This is a genomic window from Pseudomonas sp. FSO-7 (assembly GCF_059579345.1).
Genome location: NZ_CM184193.1, coordinates 1,049,497 through 1,066,190, shown reverse-complemented (window position 1 = coordinate 1,066,190; position 16,694 = coordinate 1,049,497). Strand labels below are relative to the sequence as shown.

Annotated in this window: 16 protein-coding genes; 5 read left to right on the top strand and 11 right to left on the bottom strand. The window is 63.2% G+C overall.

Annotated features, from left to right (window positions below):
• Positions 1-3: 3 nt before the first annotated feature.
• The 4 genes from hpf to AC515T_RS04475 are packed head-to-tail and all read left to right on the top strand — an operon-like array spanning position 4 to position 1,940.
• A complete protein-coding gene (gene hpf / locus AC515T_RS04490) occupies positions 4-312 on the top strand; it encodes a ribosome hibernation-promoting factor, HPF/YfiA family (RefSeq protein ID WP_003178005.1) in 309 nt (102 codons plus the stop codon).
• 12 nt (positions 313-324) lie between these two features.
• Complete coding sequence (gene ptsN / locus AC515T_RS04485) at positions 325-789, top strand: PTS IIA-like nitrogen regulatory protein PtsN (RefSeq protein ID WP_496531587.1); 465 nt, start codon at positions 325-327, stop codon at positions 787-789.
• Between the two features lie 2 nt (positions 790-791).
• The gene (gene rapZ, locus AC515T_RS04480) at positions 792-1,649 is read left to right on the top strand and encodes an RNase adapter RapZ (RefSeq protein ID WP_496531586.1); all 858 of its coding nucleotides are present in this window, start codon (positions 792-794) and stop codon (positions 1,647-1,649) included.
• A gap of 15 nt (positions 1,650-1,664) precedes the next feature.
• Complete coding sequence (locus AC515T_RS04475; protein WP_496531585.1) at positions 1,665-1,940, top strand: HPr family phosphocarrier protein; 276 nt, start codon at positions 1,665-1,667, stop codon at positions 1,938-1,940.
• Positions 1,941-2,077: 137 nt separating this feature from the next.
• Here the strand turns inward: AC515T_RS04475 and AC515T_RS04470 are convergent, their stop codons facing one another.
• The 6 genes from AC515T_RS04470 to pmbA all read right to left on the bottom strand — a co-directional run bounded on the left by AC515T_RS04470 (position 2,078) and on the right by pmbA (position 7,450).
• Complete coding sequence (locus AC515T_RS04470) at positions 2,078-2,968, bottom strand: ZIP family metal transporter (RefSeq protein ID WP_496531584.1); 891 nt, start codon at positions 2,966-2,968, stop codon at positions 2,078-2,080.
• A gap of 19 nt (positions 2,969-2,987) precedes the next feature.
• Positions 2,988-3,611, bottom strand: a complete 624-nt coding sequence (locus AC515T_RS04465) for a superoxide dismutase (RefSeq protein WP_496531583.1) — start codon at positions 3,609-3,611, stop codon at positions 2,988-2,990.
• A gap of 2 nt (positions 3,612-3,613) precedes the next feature.
• The gene (locus AC515T_RS04460; protein WP_496531582.1) at positions 3,614-4,054 is read right to left on the bottom strand and encodes a DUF2753 family protein; all 441 of its coding nucleotides are present in this window, start codon (positions 4,052-4,054) and stop codon (positions 3,614-3,616) included.
• Between the two features lie 27 nt (positions 4,055-4,081).
• Complete coding sequence (locus AC515T_RS04455) at positions 4,082-5,458, bottom strand: class II fumarate hydratase (RefSeq protein ID WP_496531581.1); 1,377 nt, start codon at positions 5,456-5,458, stop codon at positions 4,082-4,084.
• Complete coding sequence (locus AC515T_RS04450) at positions 5,451-5,846, bottom strand: FagA protein (protein WP_496531580.1); 396 nt, start codon at positions 5,844-5,846, stop codon at positions 5,451-5,453. Before AC515T_RS04450 ends, AC515T_RS04455 begins: the two co-directional genes overlap by 8 nt.
• A gap of 257 nt (positions 5,847-6,103) precedes the next feature.
• Positions 6,104-7,450 carry a metalloprotease PmbA gene (gene pmbA, locus AC515T_RS04445; protein WP_496531579.1) on the bottom strand — a complete coding sequence of 449 codons (1,347 nt, stop codon included), beginning with the start codon at positions 7,448-7,450 and terminating at the stop codon, positions 6,104-6,106.
• 108 nt (positions 7,451-7,558) lie between these two features.
• Between pmbA and yjgA the strand changes: the two genes are divergently transcribed.
• Positions 7,559-8,083 carry a ribosome biogenesis factor YjgA gene (gene yjgA, locus AC515T_RS04440; RefSeq protein ID WP_003197830.1) on the top strand — a complete coding sequence of 175 codons (525 nt, stop codon included), beginning with the start codon at positions 7,559-7,561 and terminating at the stop codon, positions 8,081-8,083.
• Positions 8,084-8,239: 156 nt separating this feature from the next.
• Here yjgA and tldD read toward each other — a convergent pair whose 3' ends face one another.
• The 5 genes from tldD to AC515T_RS04415 all read right to left on the bottom strand — a co-directional run bounded on the left by tldD (position 8,240) and on the right by AC515T_RS04415 (position 16,665).
• Positions 8,240-9,682: a metalloprotease TldD gene (tldD, locus tag AC515T_RS04435; RefSeq protein WP_003197828.1), complete on the bottom strand. Its 1,443-nt coding sequence runs from the start codon at positions 9,680-9,682 to the stop codon at positions 8,240-8,242.
• Positions 9,683-9,687: 5 nt separating this feature from the next.
• Entirely contained in the window at positions 9,688-10,551 is an 864-nt protein-coding gene (locus tag AC515T_RS04430; RefSeq protein ID WP_496531578.1) for a carbon-nitrogen hydrolase family protein, read from the bottom strand.
• Between the two features lie 139 nt (positions 10,552-10,690).
• Positions 10,691-14,494: a YhdP family protein gene (locus AC515T_RS04425; protein ID WP_496531577.1), complete on the bottom strand. Its 3,804-nt coding sequence runs from the start codon at positions 14,492-14,494 to the stop codon at positions 10,691-10,693.
• Positions 14,495-14,554: 60 nt separating this feature from the next.
• The gene (gene rng, locus AC515T_RS04420; RefSeq protein WP_018613976.1) at positions 14,555-16,012 is read right to left on the bottom strand and encodes a ribonuclease G; all 1,458 of its coding nucleotides are present in this window, start codon (positions 16,010-16,012) and stop codon (positions 14,555-14,557) included.
• 56 nt (positions 16,013-16,068) lie between these two features.
• Positions 16,069-16,665 carry a Maf family protein gene (locus tag AC515T_RS04415; RefSeq protein WP_496531576.1) on the bottom strand — a complete coding sequence of 199 codons (597 nt, stop codon included), beginning with the start codon at positions 16,663-16,665 and terminating at the stop codon, positions 16,069-16,071.
• Positions 16,666-16,694: the final 29 nt, after the last annotated feature.

The following is a 16,694-nucleotide window of genomic DNA, read 5'->3' as shown; positions in this document are numbered from 1 at the left end:
TGTATGCAAGTCAACATCAGTGGACACCAACTGGAAGTGACCGAACCCCTGCGCACCTACATCGGCGAAAAACTCGACCGATTGGAGAGGCATTTCGACAAGATCACCAACGTGCAAGTCACGATGAACGTCGAAAAGCTGCTGCAGAAAATCGAAGCCACGCTGCATATCCCCGGCGGAGAAGTGGTTGCCAACGCAGAGCACACAGACATGTATGCCGCGATTGACCTGCTGACCGACAAGCTGGATCGCCAACTCAAAAAGCATAAGGAAAAGACCCAGAGCCTCCTCCAGGGCGCGACCGGTCGTTAACCCCCCCAATCCATGATCCGACTAGAAACCATCCTGACCCCCGGCCGTTCCCAAGTGAACGCGCCGGGCGGCAGTAAAAAGAAAGCCCTCGAACAAATTGCCAACCTGATCCACCGCGAGGTGCCGGATCTGGAAATGCAGGACGTCTTCGAGGCCCTGGTTGCCCGTGAAAAACTCGGTTCCACCGGTTTTGGCAACGGCATCGCCATTCCCCATTGCCGCCTCAAGGGTTGCACCACGCCAATCAGCGCACTGTTGCACCTTGAAGCCCCCATAGATTTCGACGCCATCGACGGCGCGCCGGTCGACCTGCTGTTTGTATTGCTGGTTCCGGAAGCGGCGACCGATGCGCACCTCGAGCTGCTGCGCCAGATTGCCAGCATGCTGGACCGCAAGGAAGTGCGCGAAAAACTGCGCAGCGCGCCGAGTAACGAAGCTCTGTACCAGGTGGTCCTGGACGAGCAGAACGGTCATTAAACATGCGCATGATCATCGTCAGTGGCCGCTCCGGCTCCGGTAAAAGCACGGCCCTCAACGTGCTTGAGGACAGCGGCTACTACTGCATCGACAACCTGCCCGCCGGCCTGCTGCCGGAACTGGCCGAGCGCGCCCTGATCCACACCGAGCTGGCGCAGCCGCTGGTGGCGGTGTCTATCGATGCACGCAACCTGCCGAGCCACCTGTCGCGCTTTCCCGAACTGCTCGCGGAAGTGCGCAGCCGGCATATCCAATGCGATGTGTTGTACCTGGATGCCGATGAGGAGACGCTGCTCAAGCGTTTTTCCGAAACGCGCCGGCGTCACCCCCTGAGCAACGCCAACCGCTCCCTGGCCGAAGCCATCGAGGATGAAAGCCAGCTGTTGGGGCCGATCGCCGACCTGGCGGACCTGAAGGTCAACACCACCCACCTGAACCTGTATCAGTTGCGCGACACAATCAAGCTGCGCCTGCTGAACCAGCCGGAGCCGGGCACCGCGTTCCTGGTGGAGTCGTTCGGCTTCAAGCGTGGCATGCCGGTAGACGCCGACCTGGTGTTCGATGTGCGTTGCCTGCCCAACCCTTATTGGAAACCGGAATTGCGCGAGCAGTCCGGGCTTGACCAACCGGTGATCGACTACCTGGCCGCACAGCCGGATGTCGAGGAAATGTACCAGGACATCTCCAGCTACCTGCTCAAATGGCTACCCCGCTTTGCCGCGAGCAACCGGGCCTATGTCACGATCGCCATCGGTTGCACCGGCGGTCATCACCGCTCCGTCTACCTGACCGAACGCCTGGGTCAGCTCCTGCAACAATCCCTGAAGAATGTCCAGGTTCGCCACCGCGACCTCAGCTAAAGGATTCACATCGCGATGCCTGCTCGGGAAATTGAAATCATCAACAAGCTGGGGTTGCATGCCCGAGCGTCGGCCAAGTTTGTCGGAGTCGCGGGACAGTTCAAGGACACCACCATCAGGGTCGGCCGCACGCCGGAGTCCACGGTCGACGGTAAAAGCATCATGGCGATGATGATGCTCGCCGCCGGCAAGGGCACCAAGATCCATCTGAGCACTGAAGGTGAAGAGGCGCAGGAAGCGATGGATGCTCTGGTTGACCTGATCAAAAGATACTTCGACGAAGGCGAATAACCGCCCAAGCTCAAGGCGCGCTTGTTGTGTGGACAGAGCTAGCCTTTGTGGCGAGGGAGCAAGCTCCCTCGCCACAAAAGCTCCCTTGTCATGAAAGCGCCCTTGCCACAAAAAGCTCACTCCCCCGCAGACCTGCATCACGCCAACGCCGTATCCAGCACCATCATCAGACAAAACCCCACCAACAACCCCAGGCTCGCCAGTTTCTCGTGACCATTGCGGCGGGATTCGGGAATGACCTCGTGGGTCACCACCAGCAGCATCGCCCCGGCCGCCAACGCCAGGCCTAGGGGCAAGAGCATCTCGGCCAGGCTCACCAGCCAGGCGCACAGCAGCGCGAATACGGGCTCGACCAGCCCTGACGCCGCGCCAATCAGGAACGCCTTGACCCGCGACATGCCCGCCGCGGCCAGCACCAGCGCGATCACCAACCCCTCGGGGACATCCTGCAAAGCGATGCCCATCGCCAGGCTGTCGGCATCCGGCATGCCACCGCCCGCCGACACGCCCACCGCCATGCCTTCCGGAATGTTGTGAGCGATGATGGCAAACACGAACAACCAGATCCGCGGCGCAATGATCGGACGTCCAGGCACCGCCACCAGCCTTTCGGGGCTGGCCGAGACCTTGCGGTCCACCAGGTACAGCCCGAACGCCCCCGACAGAATGCCAAAACAGATGAGGCCGCTGGCCGCCCAAGGCGTGAACCCCAACTGCTCGGCCGCGGCAATGCCCGGCACGATCAGCGAAAACGCCGTGGCGGCGAGCATCACCCCGGCACCGAAGCCCAGCAGCGAATCGCTCACGGCCTGGGGCATGCGCCGGATGACCAGCACTGGCACCGCCCCCAGCGCAGTGCCCAAGGCGCAAAGCCCACCTCCCTGGAGAGCCCGCAACAACCTGGGCTCCAGGTCCAGCCACGCCAGGCCTTGGGCCGCCAACAACGTCATCCCGGCCAACAGCAACAACGACCCCAAGGCATAGCGGAACATCCGTCCGCTTCCAATCGCCAGTGTTTGAGTATCCATAGTCAGCCTTGGCGGGTGTTCATGAAGGGCTCGAAGCCAGCGCCGCCTGATAGCGTCGGGCGACTTCAGGCCAGTTGATCACGTTGTAGAACGCGTTGATGTATTCCGGACGACGGTTCTGGTAGCGCAGGTAATAGGCATGCTCCCAGACGTCCAGGCCAAGAATCGGCGTGTTGCCATTCATCAACGGACTGTCCTGGTTACCGCTGCTTTCCACCACCAGGGTCTTTTGCGGGGTCACGCTCAACCAGGCCCAGCCGCTGCCGAAACGGGTCAGCGCCGCTTTGGTGAAAGCCTCCTTGAAACGCTCGATACCGCCCAGTTGCCCATCGATCGCCGCCGCCAGGGCGCCCTCGGGCTGGCCGCCGCCCCGGGGCGTCATCACCTCCCAGAACAACGAATGGTTGGCGTGGCCACCGCCCTGGTTGATCACCGCAGCCTTCAGGCTTGGCGGCAACTGCTCCACGCTGGACACCAGTTTTTCGACGGGCCACTCGGCGTATTCGGTGCCGTCCACCGCTGCGTTGAGGTTATTGATGTAGGTCTGGTGGTGCTTGGTGTAGTGGATCTCCATGGTTTGCGCATCGATGTGCGGTTCCAGGGCGTCGTAGGCGTAGGGCAATGCAGGCAAGGTAAAAGCCATGTTCAATGAACTCCATGATGAAGAGAGGCATAGCGCTGCCGGGGCGTGGCGGCATTGCAGTGCAACAGGCGCTGGGTGCGTGGGTACTCACCGTGCTCGCTGATGAAATTCAGCAGTTCGACGTAGGTCTTGTGGCTCTGGCGCTGCGCGGCGGCGCGCAGGGCCGGTGTCAGGCGTTCGTCCTGCATCGTCTGCAACAACCGTTGGTGGATCGCACACAAGTATTCGGCGCTCTCCTCTGGCTGGTTCAGGCGCAAGTGCAGGTCCGCCAGGTTGTGATGGGAGACGACGCAAGCGGCGACCGCTTCGTCGGCATCCGCCCAGCGCTCGTACAGCACTTGGGCCAACGCCAGGGCTTGCAGGTAGGCTTCGCGAGCGTCTACCAGCTCACCTTGCATGAAACAGCGATTGGCCCGTTCGATCGTACGTTTCCAGTGTTCCATGATGAGTCCTCCACACAGGTGTCGGGGTTACACGCCGCCGGCGGTGAGCTTCTCCGGGTCCAACAGGACTTCGAGCTCGCTGCGAGACAGGTCGGTGTGTTCCAGGGCGACATCGATGACCGGCCGGCCTTGCTGGTAAGCCTTCTTGGCGATTTCAGCAGCCTTCTGGTAACCGATGATCGGATTCAGCGCGGTCACCAGGATCGGGTTGCGTGACAACGCTTCCTTGAGCCTGGCTTCGTTGACCTTGAACGTGGCGATGGCCTTATCGGCCAGCAAGCGGCTGGCGGTGGACATCAGGGTGATGCTGCTCAACAGGTTCTGGGCGATGATCGGCAGCATCACGTTCAATTCGAAGTTGCCCGATTGACCGGCGATGGTGATCACCGTGTCGTTGCCGATCACCTGGGCCGCGACCATCGCGGTGGCTTCGGGAATGACCGGATTGACCTTGCCGGGCATGATCGAGGAGCCCGGCTGCAGGCCTTCGAGTTCGATCTCGCCCAGGCCTGCCAGCGGCCCGGAATTCATCCAGCGCAGGTCGTTGGCGATTTTCATCAGCGACACGGCCGTGGTCTTGAGCTGCCCGGAAACCGCCACGGCGGTGTCCTGGGAGCCGATCAGCGCGAACAGGTTCTTGCCCGGAGTGAATTGCACCTGGGTCAATTGGGTCAGTTGCTGGCTGAACAACTCGGCGAAGCGTGGATGGGCATTGACCCCAGTGCCGACCGCCGTGCCGCCCTGGGCCAGGGATTGCAGGCTCGGCAGCAGGTCCTGCAAGTGGCCGATATTGGCCTTGAGCTGTTGCGCCCAACCGTCGAGCACCTGGCTCAGGCGCACCGGCATGGCATCCATCAGGTGGGTGCGGCCAGTCTTGATGAACGGGTGGACGTCTTCGGCCTTGCGCTCGATCACCTGCACCAGGTGCAACAACGCCGGCAGCAATTGCTCATGCAAGGCCAGCGCGGCGCTGACATGAATGCTGGTGGGGATGATGTCGTTGCTGCTCTGGCCGCAGTTGACGTGGTCATTCGGGTTGATCGCCTCTCCCAGCAGACCGCTGGCAAGGGTGGCGATCACTTCGTTGGCGTTCATGTTGGAGCTGGTGCCGGAGCCGGTCTGAAAGATATCCACCGGAAAATGATCCATGAAACGGCCTTCGAGTAGCCCCAGGGCGGCATCGACGATGGCCTTGCCCTGGGCCGCGCTGATTTGTTCCAGCTCTACGTTGGCCCGGGCGGCCGCGGCCTTGGCCAGGATCAGGGCGCGAATGAACGGCGCCGGCATGCGCTGGCCGCTGACTGGGAAATTATCCACGGCACGCTGGGTCTGGGCGCCATAGAGGGCGTCCACCGGGACGTGCAGCTCGCCCATGCTGTCGCGTTCGATACGGGTATTACTCATCGGGAGATCCTTGCACCAGTTCAATAAGGGGAATCGATGGCGCCAGGGCGCAGGTCGCCAGCGCCCAGGCATGGCTCTGCCAGAGCTTGAGGCGGCAGCGGCACAATGATTGTCGTTCGAGGTCACGCAAGGGGCGCCAAGCCTGGTCGAGGCAGAGGCTGCGCCAATGCCAGGGCAGCGCGACGTCCGAGGCGGTGTCGAGCAGCAGGCGGAAGGCGGTTTCGGAGATCATCCACGGCGAGGTGGCGGTGCAACAGGCCAGGTAGCGGCCCTCGGCCAGGTAGTGCTCGATCAGCCGCGGCTCATCCGGGTTCATCGCGCAACGGATCTGGCGACTCATCCAGCGCCAGCTTTCAAAGTAGGGTTGTTCGTGCAGGGCAGAACTCATGACCGGGGCTCACTCGGCTAATGAGATTCATTATTAGATGATAATAAGAAGCAACACAACCATAAGGCACCACAAATTCATCGTGGCGAGGGAGCTTGCTCCCGCTCGGTTGCGCAGCGACCGCAAGATTTTGGGGTCGCTTCGCGGCCCATCGGGAGCAAGCTCCCTCGCCACAAAAGCGTCGTCGCCACAGGATTTTCGGATACAAAAAAGGCGCGTCACCCAGCGGATGACGCGCCTTTTTTATGGGATGAGTATCAGCTACCCGCCACCATCATCCGCTCGATCAGCACCGAGCCGGTGCGGATGTTGCTGCGCAACTCCAAGTCGTTGCCCACGGCCACGATCTGCTTGAACATGTCGCGCATGTTGCCAGCGATGGTCACTTCCTGGACCGGGAACTGGATCTCGCCGTTCTCGACCCAGAAACCCGCCGCGCCACGGGAATAGTCGCCGGTGACCATGTTCAGGCCGTGGCCCATCAGTTCGGTCACCAGCAAGCCTCGGCCCATGCGCCGCAGCAAGGCGGCCTGGTCTTCTTCGCCATGGGTCACGAACAGGTTATGCACGCCGCCGGCATTGGCGGTGCTCGGCATCCCGAGCTTGCGGCCCGAATAGGTGCCGAGGATGTAGGACACCAGCTCGCCGTTTTCCACAAACGGCTTGGCATAGGTGGCCAGGCCATCGCCATCGAACGCCGAGCTGCCCATGGCTTGCATCAGGTGCGGACGCTCGTCGATGGTCATCCATTCCGGGAACAGTTTCTGGCCCAGCGCGCCCTCGAGGAACGACGACTTGCGGTACAGGTTGCCGCCGGACACCGCCGACAGGAAACTGCCGAACAGGCCACCGGCCAACTCGGCAGAAAACAGCACTGGCACTTCGCAGGTCGGCACCGGTCGCGCGCCCAGGCGGCTGGCCGCCCGTTGCGCGGCTTTCTGGCCGATGCTCACCGGGTCCGCCAGCAAGGTGCCCTGGCGGCTCACGTCGTACCAGTAGTCGCGCTGCATCTGGCCGTTGGCTTCGGCGATCATCACGCAGCTAAGGCTGTGACGGGTCGATGCATAACCGCCGATGAAACCGTGGCTGTTGCCGTAGACGCGGCAGCCCTGGTGGGTATTGAGCGTCGTACCGTCGGCGTTCTTGATCCGCGAGTCGGCATCGAACGCCGCCGCTTCGCAACGCAGCGCCTGCTCGATGGCCTGTTCAGGGGTGATGTCCCAGGCGTGGAACAGGTCAAAATCCCGCAACTCTTTGCACATCAGAGCGGCATCGGCCAGACCGGATGCTTCGTCTTCGGAAGTGTGCTTGGCAATCGCCAGTGCCGCGGCGACGGTTTCGCGAATGGCCTCCGGGCCGCTGGCCGATGTGCTGGCCGAGCCCTTGCGCTGGCCCACGTACAAGGTGATGCCAAAGCCTTGGTTACGATTGAATTCGACGGTTTCCACCTCGCGCTGGCGTACCGATGTCGACAGGCCCTGCTCCAGGGACACCGCCACCTCGCACGCACTGGCACCCTGCCGCTTGGCCTCGGCGAGGATCTGCTCGACTTGTTCCTGCAGTGCCGGCAACGCTTGCGGGCCGACGCTCTGAACTGCACTCATGGTGTTCTCCACTCAAATTCTGCTCTCGGTAATGGCCTTCGAGCGACCGGGCCGGACAAGCGGCCCCCGACTGGTTATCATGGCGGCGTTTCTTTGCGGACTGCCACCATGGTTGATTCTTACGACGACTCCCTCTACGAGGGTGAAAAAAGCAAATCCCAGGTCAAACGCGAGCTGCATGCTCTGGTTGACCTCGGCGAGCGCCTGACAACACTCAAGCCTGACTTGCTGGCCAAACTGCCTTTGACCGACGCCTTGCGCCGGGCCCTGGCCGATGCGCCCAAGCACACCGCGAATATCGCGCGTAAACGGCACCTGCAATTCATCGGCAAACTGATGCGCGATCAGGACACTGACGCCATCCTGGTGCTGCTCGATCAACTCGATGCCTCCACCCGGCAGTACAACGAACGCTTCCACAACCTGGAGCGCTGGCGCGATCGCTTGATCGCAGGCGACGACGGCGTGCTGGAAAAATTCGTCATCGACTACCCGGAGGCCGATCGCCAGCAATTGCGCTCCCTGATCCGTCAGGCCCAGCACGAACTGGCGCAGAACAAGCCACCGGCTTCGAGCCGTAAAATCTTCAAGTACATCCGTGAGCTGGACGAAACTCAGCGCGGCCTGCGCTGATCGCCAACAGCTTCATTCCCCTGCCAGGGGTAGCGGTTATCGTGGCGAGGGAGCTTGCTCCCGCTCGGTTGCGTAGCAACCGCATCGGGGCTACTGCGTAGCCCAGCGGGAGCAAGCTCCCTCGCCACAATGACTCACGCAAGCCCCTGAACATTTTCATGCGCCCGTGCCACCCACGGTAATCGCATCGATTTTCAGGGTCGGCTGGCCGACGCCCACTGGCACCGATTGCCCGTCCTTGCCGCACGTACCCACCCCGCTGTCCAGCGCCAGGTCGTTACCGACCATCGACACCTTGCTCATCGCCTCCGGCCCGTTGCCGATCAGGGTCGCGCCCTTGACCGGCGCGGTGATCTTGCCGTCTTCGATCAGATAGGCCTCGCTGGTGGAGAACACGAACTTGCCGCTGGTGATGTCCACCTGGCCGCCGCCGAGGTTGGCGCAATAGATGCCTTTTTTCACCGAGGCGATGATTTCCGCCGGGTCGCTTTGGCCACCGAGCATGTAGGTGTTGGTCATGCGCGGCATCGGCAGATGCGCGTAGGACTCACGACGGCCGTTGCCGGTGCGGGCCACGCCCATCAGCCGGGCATTGAGCTTGTCCTGCATGTAGCCCTTGAGTACACCGTTCTCGATCAGCGTGGTGCATTCGGTTGGCGTGCCTTCATCGTCGACGCTCAGGGAGCCACGACGCCCGGCCAAGGTGCCGTCATCGACAATGGTGCAGAGTTTCGAGGCGACCATTTCCCCCATGCGCCCGCTGTAGGCCGAACTGCCCTTGCGGTTGAAATCGCCTTCCAGGCCGTGGCCCACCGCTTCGTGCAGCAGCACACCGGACCAGCCGGAGCCGAGCACCACCGGCAATGTGCCGGCCGGGGCCGGGATGGCTTCCAGGTTGACCAGCGCCTGGCGCAGCGCCTCACGGGCGTAGCCCATGGCGCGGTCTTCGCTGAGGAAATAACGGTAATCGGTGCGCCCTCCGCCGCCATGGCCGCCGCGCTCACGACGACCGTTCTGCTCGACGATCACGCTGACGTTGAAGCGCACCAGCGGCCGCACATCCGCCGCCAGGCCACCGTCGGTGGAAGCCACCAGGATCCGCTCCCAGACCCCGGCCATGCTGACCGACACCTGCTGGATGCGCGGGTCGAGGGCGCGGGTGGCGACGTCGATGCGCTTGAGCAGCTCGACTTTTTCGGCGCGGCTCATGACTTCCAGCGGGTTGTCCGGTGCGTACAGTTGCGCCACGTCCTGGCTGCTGAACGCCTGGACCGTGCCATTCTGCCCGGCGCGGGAAATCGAACGGGCCGCACGGGCCGCAGCGCCGAGGGCTTCGAGGGTGATGGCGTTGCTGTAGGCAAAACCGGTCTTTTCCCCGGACTGGGCGCGCACGCCCACGCCCTGGTCGAGGTTGAAACTGCCTTCCTTGACGATGCCGTCTTCCAGCGACCAGGACTCGGAAATCTGGCCCTGGAAATACAGGTCGGCGGCATCGATGCCCGGGCCGGCCAGGTCGCCCAGCACGCCTTGCAGGCTTTCGAGAGTCACGCCGCCGGGGGCTAAAAGGTGTTCACTGACTGAGGATAACAACCCGCTCATATGTTTTACGCCTTGAATTCGTCGTCTTGGACAGGCCGCTGTCGAGCGCCCTGCGAAAAAAAGCGCCGATGGCTGGCCACCGGCATGCGCGTCCGGATGGACGCCTGTTCGCTGCTGTCGCGCTCGGCCACCAGCACGGCCTCGCCTTGATCCTGTTGTGCGAGCACGCGGCCCCACGGGTCGACAATCGCGGCATGACCAAAGGTTTCCCGAGGCCCCGGATGCACGCCGCCCTGGGCGGCCGCCAGCACATAGCACTGGGTCTCGATGGCACGGGCGCGGATCAGCACGTCCCAATGAGCCGCGCCGGTCACTGCGGTAAACGCCGACGGCGCCGTGATCAGCTCGGCCCCCGCCGCCCGTAGCTCGCTGTAGAGCTCCGGGAACCGCAAGTCATAACAAACCGTCAGGCCCACCCGGCCGACGGGGGTATCGGCAACCACCACGTTGGCACCATAAGCATAGTCATCCGACTCGCGATAGCGCCCGCGATTGTCCGCCACATCCACATCGAACAGGTGCAACTTGTCGTAGCGCGCCACGATCTGGCCCTGGTCGTCCACCAGCAACGAACAGGCATGGGACCTGGCCTCGGGCTGGTCCACCGGCGGCAACGGCAACGTGCCGGCCACAATCCATAACTTGAGGTCACGGGCGGCCTGTTTCAACCACGGCAGGATCGGTCCCTGACCAAAGGCTTCGGCACGGCCGATATCGGCAACGTCCCGCCGCCCCATCGCCGCGAAATTCTCCGGCAGCACCGCCAGCCTTGCGCCGCTTGCGGCCGCCTGCTCCAGCAGGATCCGGGCACGGGCCAGATTGGCGAGCACATCGCTTTGGCTGACCATTTGAATCACGGCGACTGGCATGGTGCTTCCCTCACTTCTGCATAGTTCCCCTGTGGGAGCGAGCTTGCTCGCGATAGCGGTGGATCAGTCAACATAAATGTTGGATGTACCGGCCTCATCGCGAGCAAGCTCGCTCCCACAGGGGTTATCGCATCGTCTGTCAGAACGGTTTGTCAAAGGTGATCTTCGGCTCTTTCCACGGCCCCTTGACGTCATATCTTACGCTGGCAAAGCGCGCCACGCGGTCCCCGATCAGCTTGTCGATCAGAAACAGCGCCCCACCCACCGCCGGTGCGCCGACAATCAGCGCGGCGATCGGCAGGTTGTTGGTCACCGGCAGCGTCACCAGCAGCTTGGCGTCGACGCGGTCGGCCACCATGTCCAGCGTGCCGTTGAGTTCCAGGTTGCTCGACGGCCCGGTCAGGGTAATGGGTTCGCGGGTCACGTACACCCCGTCGCTCGCCACCAACAGCCCTTTGACCCGGTCGTAGCTCAGCCCCTTGCCGAACAGGTCGGAGAAGTCCAGGCGCAAGCGTCGGCCGATGGAGTTGAAGTTCAGCAGGCCAAATACCCGCAACGCCTGGGCACTGCCTTCGACTTCGACGAACTGGCCCTTGCTCAGCGACGCGTCGAGGCTACCTGAAAAGCGCTTGGTGGCCACCCACGCCGGCGAACCGGGCCAGCGCCCATCGACGTCCAGGCGGAATGTCTGGCTGGTCACGCTCGGGGCGAAGCCCCAGCCCTTGAGCACATCGCCCAGGTTCTTGCCGCTGATCCGGCCCTTGTACCAACTGCTGGTGGAACCGGGCACGCCTTCCCAGCCACCACTGCCGTTCAACACCATGCCCTTGAGGCCCATGTCCAGGTTGTTCAGCGCGATGCCCTTGGCGGTCGGTCGCACTTTCAACGACCAGGCGCCGATGAGGTCGGGGCCCTGGAACAATTGGTCAATGGCGATATCCATGGCCGGGATCTTGCCGGGATCGACCGACGCCAACGGGTCCGGTGCGTTTTCATCCGCCTGGACCGTCGGGTCCGTGGCCGGCAGGCGCACATAATCAAGCTTGATGCCAATCGGTGCAGCCTTGGCATCCGGCAGGTTGACATTGCCCTTGGCCTGCTGGCTGTCGAGCCGCAAGGCCCAGGCGTCCGGCTTGCGGTCCAATTGCACCGACGCCTGGTCCAGGGTGGTGCCCATGGCCGTGAGTTTGCCGACAGTCAGATCGGCACTGCTGAGCAGTTGCTTGGCACTGCCACCCGGATCCTGGCCGGCGTACTTGTTCACCAGGTCCTGCCAAGGACTGACGTCCAGCTCCGACAACGTGCCACGCAGTCGCAACCCCTTGGCGCCAGGCAGCACCGCATCGCCGGCGCCCAGCAGCAATTCGCCGCGACCTTCGGCCATTGTTCCGCTCGGCGCGGCGTAAGTGAAGCTGGCCAGGTCGCCATAATCGACCCAGTAACGCCGCTCCGGCCCCTGCAGGGTCATGCGAAACACCGTGTCGCGCCCGACATCGGCGGCCATGCCGAAGGGGGCCGGCAGGTCTACGGCCACGCCCTTGAGACTGGAGCTGACCGACAACTGGCTGTCGGCGCCGTCGAGGATCACTTGCAACTGGTAGGGCACGACGCCCGATACCGGCAACGGTTGGGTGACGTTCAACCAACTGGTGAGCTTCTTGACCTCCACCTGTCCAGAGGCGGCGACCCGCGTGTTGAGCGCGCCGGCACGGCCCTCGGCGAAAATCTGCGCGGTCACGGGCCGGTCGAATGCCCGGGCGCTGATGCCCTTGCCGCTCAGGCCCTTGTTGCTGTCGAAGCGGAAATCGCCCTTGAGTTGGGTCAGTTCCAGCGCCGGCTCGCTGAGTTTGAGACGGGCCTGGTCGGTGGCGAAGTCCACCAGGATCTTCGGTTGCTCGCCTTTGACCAGCGGGATATCCAGCTTCACGCTGCCTTTCAGGTCACCCTCGCCTTCCCAGCCGGCGAACGTCTCGGCAGTCCCGATCGGCGCGGTCTGGAGGATTTTCAGGCCGTCGCCCAGCCCACCGGCGAAGCCGCCGTCCAGCAGCAGATGAGAACTCTGGCCGGTCGGGACATGGGGAATGTTCACCGAAACATCCTTGACCTGGGTATCGAGCAACTGCCCCTGGCTGGCGAAAATGCGCACGCCACTGTCTTCGACGAAGACATCGCCGCTGACCTTGCTGACCGAAGGCCAGCCCGGCTGGAACGCCAGCTCGGCGTCATGCACCTTGAAAAACAGGCTGATGCTGCGGTCCGCGTCCCCGGCGCCTTTATTCAGTGAGCCTTGGTACTGGAAAAAGCCCTCATCCACCGCGCCCTTGACGATGGCCGTGCGCAGCCACTCATCCAGCGCCGGGCTGAGGACCGCCGGCAGGTACTTGGCGGTGTAGCGCCCGTCGCCGTCCACCAGGCCGACCCGCAGGTCCATGTAGTCTTCCTGGCTGTGGTCGAAGTGCAGGCGGATCAGGAAGTCGCCGGCAATCCGGCCCTCTTCGCCCAGCACCTTCAGGTATGGCGCGATCAGGGTGAAGCCTTGCTTGTCGAGCTTCCAGGTCAACCGGGCATTGGCCTGCAGGTACTGCCAGGGCTTGGCGAAGATCGGGTCCAGGTGCAGGGAAAAGTCCTTGCTGTCCATGCGCAGCTCACCGCCGCCCAGGTCGCCGCTCAGGCTCCCGGAGACGTTGCGCGCCGCCGGAGCGCCGCGATAGGCATCAAAGCCCACGGTGTCCAGGTTGGTGGCGAAGCTGATTTTCTGATCGCCGGTGTTTTGCGGCCGGTAGTCCAGCAGCACGTTGCGCAGGCCACCGGTCACCTTGAGCCGATCAATCGCCGTGGCCAGGCCTTCGGGCAACGGCGCCAGGGCCTTGAGCAAAGGCGTGAGCGGGGTCAGGTCGAGGCGGTCGGCCTGCAGGTGCCAACGTTCCTCGGCCTGCTCGGTGGCGACGGTTTGTTGCAGTTGCAGGTGCGATTCCCAGCGGGTCTCGCCCAGGTTCATCGCCAGGGAGTCGAAGGTCGCGGTGAACCCTTGGCTGCCGCGCTGGAAATAAGCGTTGAGGGCCAGGTTGTGAATCTGCACCGGCTTGCGTTCGCCATAGGCACCCTGGAGCTGCGGCGCGTTCAGGCGCATGGTCGCGCTTTGCACCGTGCCCTCGCCCCAACTGAGCCAGAACTCACCGCCGGCCTGAATCCGGGAGAAATTCCATTGCTGGGTCAGGCGTTTCGGCAGCCACTTGGACCAGTCGCTTTGGGGCAGGCTCAAATAGGCGTCGGCCTGGCCATTCTTCCAGTCGCTGGCGCGCAGGCGGGTGCGCAGGTTGATCGCCACCGGCTGCCCGTCAGGCAGGGTCAGGCGCGCGTCCAGGCGCTGGCGAGTGGCGCCGGTGCGCAGGCTCAAGCCGACGTAGGTCAGGGTCAGTGGCGGTTGCTCGACGGGTTGCAAGGTCACCTGGCTATCGAGCACCGAGAGCTTGGAGACCACTTGCATGCGTTCGAGCAGTTGCTGTGGATCGAAGGGCTGCTCGTCCTTCACCGGCAGGCCTTCCAAAGCCCACTTGCCGTCGGTGCCTTCCTTGAGGCTGATCTTCAGGCCACTGACTTCCAGGTGGGCGATGCGCACCTGACGTGCCAGCAGGCTGTCCCACAGGTCGGGCACGGCCCGCACCTGGTCCAGGTGCAAGGCGTTGGGTCCCTCACCCACCACCACGTCGCGCGCTGCCAGGATCGGCGCCAGGGCGTCCCAACTACCGTCGAGGCTGCCGATGTGCACGGGCATGCCCAAGGCGGCACCGGCGCGGGTCTCGACCTCGGCGCGGTATTCGGCCACCAGCGGGACCAGCTCGCGACCGAGGCTGACGTACAACGCCAACAACACCAGCAGCAGGGCACAAAGCCCCAGCCCCCAACGGGTCAGCGTCGCGATCATGCGTGTCAGACGCTCCATGTCAGTGGGCTCCCCTGGCTAAGACAATCAAATCCGCGGGCCCGCCGCTTCCCAAGCTCTTCAGAGCAGCACCACGTCGTATTGTTCCTGGGAATACATGGTTTCAACCTGGAAGCGAATCGTGCGTCCGATGAACGCTTCCAACTCCGCGACATTGCCTGACTCTTCGTCGAGCAGGCGATCCACCACTTTCTGGTTCGCCAACACTCTATAACCGGTCGCCTGGTAGGCGCGCGCCTCCCGGAGGATTTCCCGGAAGATTTCGTAACACACGGTTTCCGGGGTCTTCAGCTTGCCGCGCCCCTGGCAACTGCTGCACGGCTCGCACAGCACCTGCTCGAGGCTTTCGCGGGTGCGCTTGCGAGTCATCTGCACCAGGCCCAGTTCGGTGATCCCGATGATGTTGGTCTTGGCGTGATCGCGTTCGAGTTGTTTTTCCAGGGTCCGCAGCACCTGGCGCTGGTGCTCTTCATCTTCCATGTCGATGAAGTCGATGATGATGATCCCGCCCAGGTTGCGCAGACGCAGTTGCCGGGCGATGGCCGTGGCGGCTTCCAGGTTGGTCTTGAAGATGGTTTCTTCCAGGTTGCGATGGCCGACGAACGCCCCGGTGTTGACGTCGATGGTGCTCATGGCTTCGGCCGGATCGACCACCAGGTAACCGCCGGACTTGAGCGGCACCTTGCGTTCCAAAGCTTTCTGGATTTCGTCCTCGACCCCGTACAGGTCGAAAATCGGCCGCTCGCCAGGGTAATGTTCCAGACGGTCGGCGATTTCCGGCATCAGCTCGGCGACGAACTGAGTGGTTTTCTGGAAGGTTTCCCGGGAGTCGATGCGGATTTTCTCGATCTTGGGGCTGACCAGGTCGCGCAAGGTCCGCAGCGCCAGGCCCAGGTCTTCGTAGATCACGCTGGGGGTGGCGATGGTCTTGATCTGCGCGGCGATCTGGTCCCAAAGCCTGCGCAGGTAGCGGATGTCCATGAGGATCTCATCGGCCCCGGCCCCTTCGGCGGCGGTGCGCAGGATGAACCCACCGGCTTCCTTGATGCCTTCTTTTTCCACGCAGTCGCTGACCACCTGCTTGAGGCGCTCGCGCTCGGCTTCGTCTTCGATCTTCAAGGAAATGCCAACGTGGGCGGTGCGCGGCATGTACACCAGGTAGCGCGACGGAATCGACAGTTGCGTGGTCAGGCGGGCGCCCTTGGAGCCGATGGGGTCCTTGGTGACCTGCACCACCAGGCTCTGGCCTTCATGCACCAGCGCGCTGATGCTCTCCACGGCCGGTCCTTCGCGCATGGAAATTTCCGAGGCATGAATGAACGCCGCACGGTCCAGGCCGATGTCGACGAAGGCCGCCTGCATGCCCGGCAGCACCCGCACGACCTTGCCTTTATAGATATTGCCGACGATGCCACGCTTTTGCGTGCGCTCGACGTGGACCTCTTGCAGCACACCGTTTTCAACCACCGCCACGCGCGATTCCATCGGCGTGATGTTGATCAGGATCTCTTCACTCATGGCAGGGTCTCGTTCAGGCATGTTCACGATAATGGCCGCATCAAGTCAGACGGCGCTCAGCGCGCGCTCAAGGGTTGCCAACAGGGTATGCCGAAATGGCCCAGTAGTTCTGCGGTTTCGCACAGGGGCAGGCCGACCACGGCTGAATAACTGCCTTCGAGCCCGGCGACGAACACCGCGCCCAGCCCTTGAATACCATAGCTGCCAGCTTTGTCCCGGGGCTCGCCACTGGCCCAATAGGCCATCGCTTCCTGTTCGGTGATGGAGCGAAAACGCACCCGACTGCGCACCACCCGTGATTCGCAGCGCGAGCCGTCCAGCACGGCAATGGCGGTCAGCACCTCATGGTCGCGACCGGACAGACTCAGGAGCATGGACAAGGCATCGGCCTGATCCACTGGCTTGCCGAGAATCCGCCCCTCCAACACCACGGCGGTGTCCGCGCCGAGCACGCAGCCCTCCGCACCGGCGTCCAGGGCACGCCGCCCCGCCTCGGCCTTGCCGCGCGCCAGGCGCTCGACATAGACCGATGGGGTTTCGTGATCCAGGGGCGTTTCATCGATGTCCGCTCCGACGGCGGTAAAGGGCACGCCGATCTGCGTGAGCAGTTCACGCCGACGCGGCGAGCCTGAGGCGAGGTAAAGCGGTTTCATCAAGACATCTCCCTATCAAGGCCAATGCC

Excerpts from the sequence above, each read along its gene's own strand:
- hpf (WP_003178005.1), top strand. The coding sequence starts at position 4 with ATGCAAGTCAACATCAGTGGACACCAACTGGAAGTGACCGAACCCCTG.
- AC515T_RS04475 (WP_496531585.1), top strand. The coding sequence starts at position 1,665 with ATGCCTGCTCGGGAAATTGAAATCATCAACAAGCTGGGGTTGCATGCC.
- AC515T_RS04425 (WP_496531577.1), bottom strand. The coding sequence starts at position 14,494 with ATGGAGCGTCTGACACGCATGATCGCGACGCTGACCCGTTGGGGGCTG.
- pmbA (WP_496531579.1), bottom strand. The coding sequence starts at position 7,450 with ATGAGTGCAGTTCAGAGCGTCGGCCCGCAAGCGTTGCCGGCACTGCAG.
- AC515T_RS04460 (WP_496531582.1), bottom strand. The coding sequence starts at position 4,054 with ATGGAACACTGGAAACGTACGATCGAACGGGCCAATCGCTGTTTCATG.
- AC515T_RS04470 (WP_496531584.1), bottom strand. The coding sequence starts at position 2,968 with ATGGATACTCAAACACTGGCGATTGGAAGCGGACGGATGTTCCGCTAT.
- AC515T_RS04450 (WP_496531580.1), bottom strand. The coding sequence starts at position 5,846 with ATGAGTTCTGCCCTGCACGAACAACCCTACTTTGAAAGCTGGCGCTGG.
- tldD (WP_003197828.1), bottom strand. The coding sequence starts at position 9,682 with ATGAGCGGGTTGTTATCCTCAGTCAGTGAACACCTTTTAGCCCCCGGC.
- rng (WP_018613976.1), bottom strand. The coding sequence starts at position 16,012 with ATGAGTGAAGAGATCCTGATCAACATCACGCCGATGGAATCGCGCGTG.
- AC515T_RS04465 (WP_496531583.1), bottom strand. The coding sequence starts at position 3,611 with ATGGCTTTTACCTTGCCTGCATTGCCCTACGCCTACGACGCCCTGGAA.
- yjgA (WP_003197830.1), top strand. The coding sequence starts at position 7,559 with ATGGTTGATTCTTACGACGACTCCCTCTACGAGGGTGAAAAAAGCAAA.
- rapZ (WP_496531586.1), top strand. The coding sequence starts at position 792 with ATGCGCATGATCATCGTCAGTGGCCGCTCCGGCTCCGGTAAAAGCACG.
- AC515T_RS04455 (WP_496531581.1), bottom strand. The coding sequence starts at position 5,458 with ATGAGTAATACCCGTATCGAACGCGACAGCATGGGCGAGCTGCACGTC.
- AC515T_RS04415 (WP_496531576.1), bottom strand. The coding sequence starts at position 16,665 with ATGAAACCGCTTTACCTCGCCTCAGGCTCGCCGCGTCGGCGTGAACTG.
- AC515T_RS04430 (WP_496531578.1), bottom strand. The coding sequence starts at position 10,551 with ATGCCAGTCGCCGTGATTCAAATGGTCAGCCAAAGCGATGTGCTCGCC.
- ptsN (WP_496531587.1), top strand. The coding sequence starts at position 325 with ATGATCCGACTAGAAACCATCCTGACCCCCGGCCGTTCCCAAGTGAAC.